General features: G+C 65.4%; 8 protein-coding genes. 2 read left to right on the plus strand and 6 right to left on the minus strand.

From position 1 onward, the window contains the following. The first annotated feature begins 5 nt into the window (after nt 1-5). Both ABNU97_RS04515 and ABNU97_RS04520 read left to right on the plus strand, forming a co-directional pair. A complete protein-coding gene (locus ABNU97_RS04515) occupies nt 6-584 on the plus strand; it encodes a Smr/MutS family protein (protein WP_348765558.1) in 579 nt (192 codons plus the stop codon). Continuing rightward, complete coding sequence (locus ABNU97_RS04520; protein ID WP_348765559.1) at nt 581-1,171, plus strand: DJ-1/PfpI family protein; 591 nt, start codon at nt 581-583, stop codon at nt 1,169-1,171. The genes ABNU97_RS04515 and ABNU97_RS04520 overlap by 4 nt, the downstream gene beginning before the upstream one ends. 90 nt (nt 1,172-1,261) lie before the next feature. Here ABNU97_RS04520 and ABNU97_RS04525 read toward each other — a convergent pair whose 3' ends face one another. The 6 genes from ABNU97_RS04525 to tilS all read right to left on the minus strand — a co-directional run. Beyond that, complete coding sequence (locus ABNU97_RS04525) at nt 1,262-2,323, minus strand: tRNA pseudouridine(13) synthase TruD (protein ID WP_348765560.1); 1,062 nt, start codon at nt 2,321-2,323, stop codon at nt 1,262-1,264. Further along, the gene (locus ABNU97_RS04530) at nt 2,320-2,790 is read right to left on the minus strand and encodes a septum formation initiator family protein (RefSeq protein WP_348765561.1); all 471 of its coding nucleotides are present in this window, start codon (nt 2,788-2,790) and stop codon (nt 2,320-2,322) included. The genes ABNU97_RS04525 and ABNU97_RS04530 overlap by 4 nt, the downstream gene beginning before the upstream one ends. 27 nt (nt 2,791-2,817) lie before the next feature. Further along, on the minus strand, nt 2,818-4,101 hold the full coding sequence (gene eno / locus ABNU97_RS04535) for a phosphopyruvate hydratase (RefSeq protein WP_348765562.1): 1,284 nt from the start codon (nt 4,099-4,101) through the stop codon (nt 2,818-2,820). Between the two features lie 24 nt (nt 4,102-4,125). Further along, nucleotides 4,126-4,968, minus strand: coding sequence for a 3-deoxy-8-phosphooctulonate synthase (gene kdsA / locus ABNU97_RS04540; RefSeq protein ID WP_348765566.1), 843 nt, complete (start codon nt 4,966-4,968; stop codon nt 4,126-4,128). Between the two features lie 5 nt (nt 4,969-4,973). Beyond that, a complete protein-coding gene (locus ABNU97_RS04545; protein ID WP_348765563.1) occupies nt 4,974-6,629 on the minus strand; it encodes a CTP synthase in 1,656 nt (551 codons plus the stop codon). 78 nt (nt 6,630-6,707) lie between these two features. Beyond that, a partial coding sequence (gene tilS, locus ABNU97_RS04550) for a tRNA lysidine(34) synthetase TilS (RefSeq protein WP_348765564.1) occupies nt 6,708-6,944 on the minus strand: 237 nt, incomplete at its 5' end.

Genomic DNA, 6,944 nt, shown 5'->3' on the forward strand with positions numbered 1-6,944 from the left:
CCGGTATGGCCGACCGCTCCCGTTCTCAAAACCGCGCATCCGCCGATCGCGATACGCAGATCAGCGACGACGACAGCGCCCTGTTTCGCGACGCGGTCGGCCCGGTGACCGAAGTGGCGAAGGGGCAACGACGTCGACCCTGGCGGCATATGCCTTCGGCCCGGCCTGCCATGCGCGAAGCCGACGAACAGGCCGTGATCGGCGAACTGCTCGATTTCTCCCCCGGCGACGATATCGAAACCGGCGACGATCTGTTTCACCGCCGCGAAGGTGTGCAGCTGTCCGTGATGCGCAAGCTGCGGCGCGGCCAGTATCGCTGCCAGGCAGAACTCGACCTGCACGGCATGATCGTGGACGTCGCCCGCCAGTGCCTGGCGGTCTTCCTGCGTGAAGCGCTCGATCGTGGCTATCGCTGTGTGCGCGTGGTCCACGGCAAGGGACTGCGCTCCGGCAACCGCGGCCCGGTGCTCAAGGTCAAGGTCGCGCACTGGCTGCGCCAGCGCGACGAGGTACTGGCCTATTGCTCGGCACGCGAAAACGACGGCGGCACCGGCGCGGTCTACGTGCTTCTGCGGCGCGCATGACTCGCATGCAGATCGGTATCTATATCTACGACGGCGCCGAAGTGCTCGACTTCAGCGGGCCGTACGAGGTGTTCTCCACCGCTAGTCGAATCGGCCCTATGAACCTGCAGCCGCGCCTGCTGGCGTCCGGCCCGGGCGTGGTCACGGCACGCGGCGGCTTTCGCGTACTGCCCGACGAGATCATCGGCGTGACCAGCGCGCTGGATGTGTTGATCGTAGCCGGCGGTGAACACGAGCGCACCCTGTCATGCTCGGACACCTTGTTGGCGCTGCGCACAGCCGCCGAGCCCGCACAGATTGTGGCGAGCGTGTGCACCGGCGTGTTTCTGCTGGCCGGCGCCGGGTTGCTCGACGGACGCCGGGTGACCACGCATTGGGAAGATCAAAGCGCCCTCGCCGCGCGCTTTCCCACTCTCACGGTCGAACGCAATCGGCGCTGGGTACGCGACGGCCGCTATGCAAGTTCTGGAGGGATCTCGGCGGGTATCGACATGAGCCTTTATCTGCTGGCCGAGCTGGCTGGCCGCGAGCTGGCCGAGCGGACCGCAGAGCAGATGGAATACCGCTGGATCGACGACCCCGGTTAGCAGACGGTCACTCCAACGGCGTTGACGGTCGTCGCTGAATGCGATCGGACATGGCCACGATGATCGCGACGGCGTCGCTCCAGGCCCGCGTCAGCCCTCTTCGATGGTTTCCACGAACTCGCGCAGCACGCTGGTCGCGAACGCACCGGGCGGCAACCAGAACGACAGCACCAGCGTTGCGTCATCCTCGAACTGCCAATCGAGTGACGGTACCGCAAGGCGCAGCGCGCGGCGCCCCGCATCGACATCGCAGCGTTCGAGCCCGGCCACCAGATCGGCGTATTCCGCGAGCACCGCCTGCTCGAGCGCTTGCGCCCGGCCGCTGATGACGTCGTTGCTGCCCCGTCCGGCCATCGGCCCGCTGGGATGGATATCAAACCGTGCCAGCCGCTGTTCGAGCGCATCGTCGTGCTGATCGGTGTCGGCCAGAGAGAACACGCTGTGACTGCCATCGAGCATCACCGCTTCGCCGTCGATCAGCGTATTCCAGCTGCCCTCGCGAACGCGCGCATCGACCACCGCATTGAAAAGCAGCGACCGCGCGGCCGAGAGCGCGAAGCCGCGGCGGTTGCGCGACAAGCGCTTGCCCGCGAACAGCGCCCGCGACAGGCCGAGATTGCGCCCGCCGTGGCCAAAACGCTGGGCACCGAAGTAGTTGGGTACGCCCCGGGCACGAATATCGGCGAGATCGGCCTCGATCCTGTCACGATCACCTTCAAGCTCGCGCAGGCGCAGCACGAAATGATTGCCGCGATGGGCACCGCGTTTGAGCTTGCGCCCGTGCCGGCCCATTTCGAGGACCTGGATACCGTCGATACCGCCCAGCTCGGGCAGATCGCGGGCGATCGGCCAGGCAATGGACAGCCACTGGCGCGTGACCGCGACCCGGTCCTTCATGCCGGCAAATCCGATCTGGCGCGGATGCACGCCCGTGGCCCGCGACAGCGCCTGCACGGCGTCCTGGGTGTTCAGCCCGCTCTTCTCGATACGACACCACAGATGTTCGCCGCTGCCCGACAGCGCGATATCGCAGTCTTCGTCGACGAAAAAATCGGCCGGAGATGAGCGCAGGCGGGCCCGCACATCGGGCGCAGCACCCCGCGCGTAGGCGAACGCGGACATATCGACCGCGTCGCCGTGGATCAACGTCATTGGTCGTCGGATCCGTCGTCGTTCTGGGCGTTGCCCTGCTGCTTATCCCGCGTCTTGGGCGGCGTCGGGCCCGGCGGCGCGATGGTCAGAAAGAACTCCTCGTCGCGTCGAATCATGCCCATATCGGAACGCGCGCGCCCTTCCGTGGCGCTCTCGCCGGACTTGAGATCGTCCACCTCGGCCTGCAGGGCGTCGTTACGAACCTGGTTGCGCTCGTTGGCGGCGGCCAGCTCCTGCTTCATTCCGCTGAGCCGATGCACTTCCGCCCAGCCGCCGTCGGCCACCCACAGCCGGTATTGCAGCGCGGCGAGCACGAGCACAAGCACGATAATGACGGCGCGGTACATACGCCGATTGTAGCGCGGGGGGCGGACCTGTCTAGCGCCCGACAGATCGGTACTCAGGCGCGCCAGGCGGCTGCCGATCTCAGCGCGCATCGTGCTCACGTCGCGACGCCAGTCATGCATGGCCGGATAACTCGTAGCGCCGCGCGCCTAGAATCCGACATTGAATGCGCGGCGCCCGGGATATACCGCCCGTGCGCCCAGCTCGGCCTCGATCATGAGCAGGCGGTTGTACTTGGCGATACGGTCGGAACGCGACAACGAGCCGGTCTTGATCTGGGTCGCCGAGGTGGCCACGGCCAGATCGGCGATGGTGGAATCCTCGGTTTCGCCGGAGCGATGCGACACGACGGCCGTGTACTCTGCGCGGGTGGCCACGTCGATGGCGCGCAGCGTTTCGGTGAGCGTGCCGATCTGGTTGGGCTTGATCAGAATCGAGTTGGCAATGCCTTCCTCGATACCTTTCTGCAGGATGCGCGTGTTGGTCACGAACAGGTCGTCGCCGACCAGCTGCACCCGGTCGCCCAGGCGCTCGGTCAGCAGTGCCCAACCGTCCCAGTCGTCCTCGGCCATGCCGTCTTCGATGGTGATGATCGGGTACTTGTCGACCAGGCCGGCCAGATAATCCACGAAGCCGGCTGCGTCGTAGTCGGCGTTTTCCGAGGCCAGCTTGTAGCGCCCGTTTTCGCAGAACTCGGTGCTGGCCGCGTCGAGGCCGAGCCAGACATCGCCGCCGGGCTGGTAGCCGGCGCGTTCGATGGCTTCGACGAGCGTATCCAGCGCTGCCGCATTCGAGGGCAGATCGGGCGCAAAACCGCCTTCGTCGCCCACGGCCGTGGCCAGACCCCGTTCGCCCAACAGCTTCTTGAGATGCTGGAAGATCTCGGCGCCGCAGCGCATGGCTTCTGAAAAGCTCGGCGCGCCGGCCGGCACGATCATGAATTCCTGCATGTCGACGTTGTTGTTGGCATGCGCGCCGCCGTTGATGACGTTCATCATCGGCACCGGCAGGTTCACGGCGTCGTCGTGGCCAAGAAAGTCGTACAGGCCCTGTTTGTTGTCGTTGGCCGCGGCATGGGCCACGGCCAACGACACGCCCAGCAGCGCGTTCGCGCCAAGCCGACCCTTGTTGTCGGTGCCGTCGAGTTCGATCAGCGTCTTGTCGAGGCCGGCCTGGTCATCGGCTTCGAAGCCCTTGAGCTTCTTGGCGATCTCACCGTTGATATTCGCCACGGCCCGGGTCACGCCCTTGCCCAGGAAGCGATCGCCGTCGCCGTCGCGCAATTCGACCGCCTCGAGGCTGCCGGTGGACGCGCCCGAGGGCACCATCGCGGTACCCACGGCACCGGTTTCCAGCGTCACACGGGCGGCGACCGTCGGGTTGCCGCGCGAATCGATGACCTGATATCCACGAATCTGCTTGATCTTCGACATAGGAATACTGCTTTCGCGTTTCGTTTAAGGTTGGACGAGCGTCGACTCGATCGTGCCGCGGCGTTTGACCACGCCGTCGAGCTCGACCAGCGTCTCCAGCAGCTCGCGCATATGCGCCAGCGGCCAAGAATTGGGCCCATCGCACAGGGCGTTGTCTGGGTCCGGATGCGTTTCCATGAACAAACCGGAAATTCCGGCGGCCACGGCAGAGCGCGACAATACCGGAATCTGTTCGCGGGCGCCGCCCGAGCGGCTGCCCTGGCCGCCCGGCAGCTGTACCGAATGGGTGGCATCGAACACCACCGGGCAGTTCGTAGCGCGCATGATGGCAAGGCTGCGCATATCCGCAACCAGGTTGTTGTAGCCAAATGCATAGCCGCGCTCGCAGACCATGATCTGCTCGCCGCCGCCCGCGCGCGCCTTGGCCACTACGCCGTTCATTTCGGCCGGAGAAAGAAACTGGCCCTTCTTGATATTCACCGGCGTGCCGCTGGCCGCGACCGCCTGAATAAAGTCGGTCTGGCGACAGAGAAAGGCCGGCGTCTGCAGCAGATCCACCACGGCCGCCACCGGCGCGATCTGGTCTTCGATGTGCACGTCGGTGGTCACCGGCACGCCGATCTCGCGCTTGACCGCGGCCAGCATGTCCAGCCCGGCCTCGATGCCCGGGCCGCGATAGCTGTCGCCGGAACTGCGGTTGGCCTTGTCGAACGAACCCTTGAAGATATAGCCGATGCCCAGCTCACGGCACAGCTCGGCCAGATGGCCGGCCACGTCCATGACCATGCCGGGCGATTCCAGGCTGTCCGGCCCGGCAATCAGGAACAGCGGCCGGTCCATGCCGACCTCGAAACCGCAAAGCTGCATTGCCATCAGGCGTCCGCGCCCGCCGTGCTATGGGCGCGGGCGGCGGCGATGAAGCCAATGAACAACGGGTGCCCGGCACGCGGCGTGGAGGTGAACTCGGGATGGAACTGGCAGCCGAGAAACCAGGGATGATCGGGCAGCTCCACGATCTCGACCAGATTGTCTTCGGCGGATATGCCGGAAAACACCAGCCCTTTCTCGGCCAGCACGTCCCGGTAGCGGTTGTTGAACTCGTAGCGATGGCGATGACGCTCGAATACTTCGGTGGCGTCGTAGCAGCGCGCGGCCAGCGTGTCGGCAACCAGATCGCAGCGCTGTTCGCCCAGGCGCATGGTGCCGCCGAGATCGACGTTGGCGTGGCGCTTTTGCACCTCGCCGGCCAGATCGTGCCATTCGGTCACCAGGGCGATCACCGGATGCGCGGGCTCGGCCATGAACTCGGTGCTGTGCGCGCCTTCCAGGCCCGCGATTTCGCGGGCGAACTCGATACAGGCCACCTGCATGCCCAGGCAGATACCGAAATACGGAATGCCGTGGGTTCGGGCATAGCGCGCGGCGGTTATCTTGCCTTCGATGCCGCGTTCGCCGAAGCCGCCGGGCACCAGGATCGCATCCATGCCGGCCAGGCAGTCGCCGCCATCGCGTTCGACCGTCTCCGAGTCCAGATAGTGGATATCCACCCGGGTGCTGGTATGCAACCCGGCATGGGAGAGCGCCTCGTTGACCGACTTGTAGGCATCGGCCAGATCGACGTACTTGCCGACCATGGCGACCTTGACAGTGACATCCTGGGTGCGGCGGGCCTCGACCAGCTTGGCCCAGTTCGACAGATCCGCGCTCGGTGCGGAAATATCGAAGTGTTCCAGCACCAGCGCGTCCAGCGACTGCGCCTGCAGCAGGCCGGGCATCTTGTAGATGTCGTCCACGTCGATACAGGCAATGACGGCGCGCTCGGAGACGTTGGTGAACAACGCGATCTTGCGGCGCTCGTTCTCCGGCAGCGGGCGGTCCACGCGACACAGCAGGATATCCGGCTGGATACCGATCGAACGCAGTTCCTTGGCCGAATGCTGGGTGGGCTTGGTCTTCATCTCGCCGCTGGAGGCGATATAGGGCACCAGGGTGAGATGCATGAACAGCACCCGGTCATGGCCCAATTCGACAGCGAACTGGCGGATCGCCTCGAGAAACGGCAGCGATTCGATATCGCCGACGGTACCCCCGATCTCCACCAGGCAGATGTCTGCGCCCTCGCCGCCTTCGAGAATGCAGCGCTTGATCTCGTCGGTGATATGCGGGATGACCTGAACCGTGCCACCCAGGTAGTCGCCGCGGCGCTCCTTGTTGATGACGTTGTTGTAGATCTGGCCCGTGGTGAAATTCGACAGCCGCGAGGTGCGCGTCTTCAGAAAGCGCTCGTAGTGGCCCAGATCGAGGTCGGTTTCGGCCCCGTCGCGGGTGACATAGACCTCGCCGTGCTGGAACGGGCTCATGGTGCCCGCGTCCACGTTGAGATACGGATCGAGCTTGATCACCGAGACGCGCTGGCCCCGTGATTCAAGCAGTGCGCCGAGCGACGCTGCCGCGATGCCTTTACCGAGCGAGGACACCACCCCGCCGGTCACGAAAATATAGCGGGTGCCCGCCGCGTCGCCTGCCATCGCGATCCAAGACTCATGCCGGGGAATAACAGCGCGCATGCTAGCCGAAAGGTCGGCGACCGACAACGCGCGTACGCGTTACGGCCGCGATTTGTGCCAGATGAACGCGCCGATTTCGCTAGCCGTGAGTTGATGAATATGCGGATGGCGCCAGAGATCGCCGATCGCTATCAATGTATCGTCCCGGTATACCAGCGGAATACGCTCGCGCAGCCAGGGCGGCAGGCGCGCCTCGCGCAGTACGTCCTTGACGCGCCGATGCCCGCCCGACCGCGCGGGCACGCGCTCACCGCCGCGCCGCAGGGCGACGGTCAG

Origin of the sequence: uncultured Salinisphaera sp., from assembly GCF_964012375.1 — a bacterium.
Taxonomy (GTDB): Bacteria; Pseudomonadota; Gammaproteobacteria; order Nevskiales; family Salinisphaeraceae; genus Salinisphaera.

Bases quoted from the DNA above. Each gene is read 5' to 3' on its own strand.
- ABNU97_RS04515 (WP_348765558.1), top strand. From the start codon at position 6: ATGGCCGACCGCTCCCGTTCTCAAAACCGCGCATCCGCCGATCGCGAT.
- ABNU97_RS04520 (WP_348765559.1), top strand. From the start codon at position 581: ATGACTCGCATGCAGATCGGTATCTATATCTACGACGGCGCCGAAGTG.
- ABNU97_RS04525 (WP_348765560.1), bottom strand. From the start codon at position 2,323: ATGACGTTGATCCACGGCGACGCGGTCGATATGTCCGCGTTCGCCTAC.
- ABNU97_RS04530 (WP_348765561.1), bottom strand. From the start codon at position 2,790: ATGCATGACTGGCGTCGCGACGTGAGCACGATGCGCGCTGAGATCGGC.
- eno (WP_348765562.1), bottom strand. From the start codon at position 4,101: ATGTCGAAGATCAAGCAGATTCGTGGATATCAGGTCATCGATTCGCGC.
- kdsA (WP_348765566.1), bottom strand. From the start codon at position 4,968: ATGCAGCTTTGCGGTTTCGAGGTCGGCATGGACCGGCCGCTGTTCCTG.
- ABNU97_RS04545 (WP_348765563.1), bottom strand. From the start codon at position 6,629: ATGGCAGGCGACGCGGCGGGCACCCGCTATATTTTCGTGACCGGCGGG.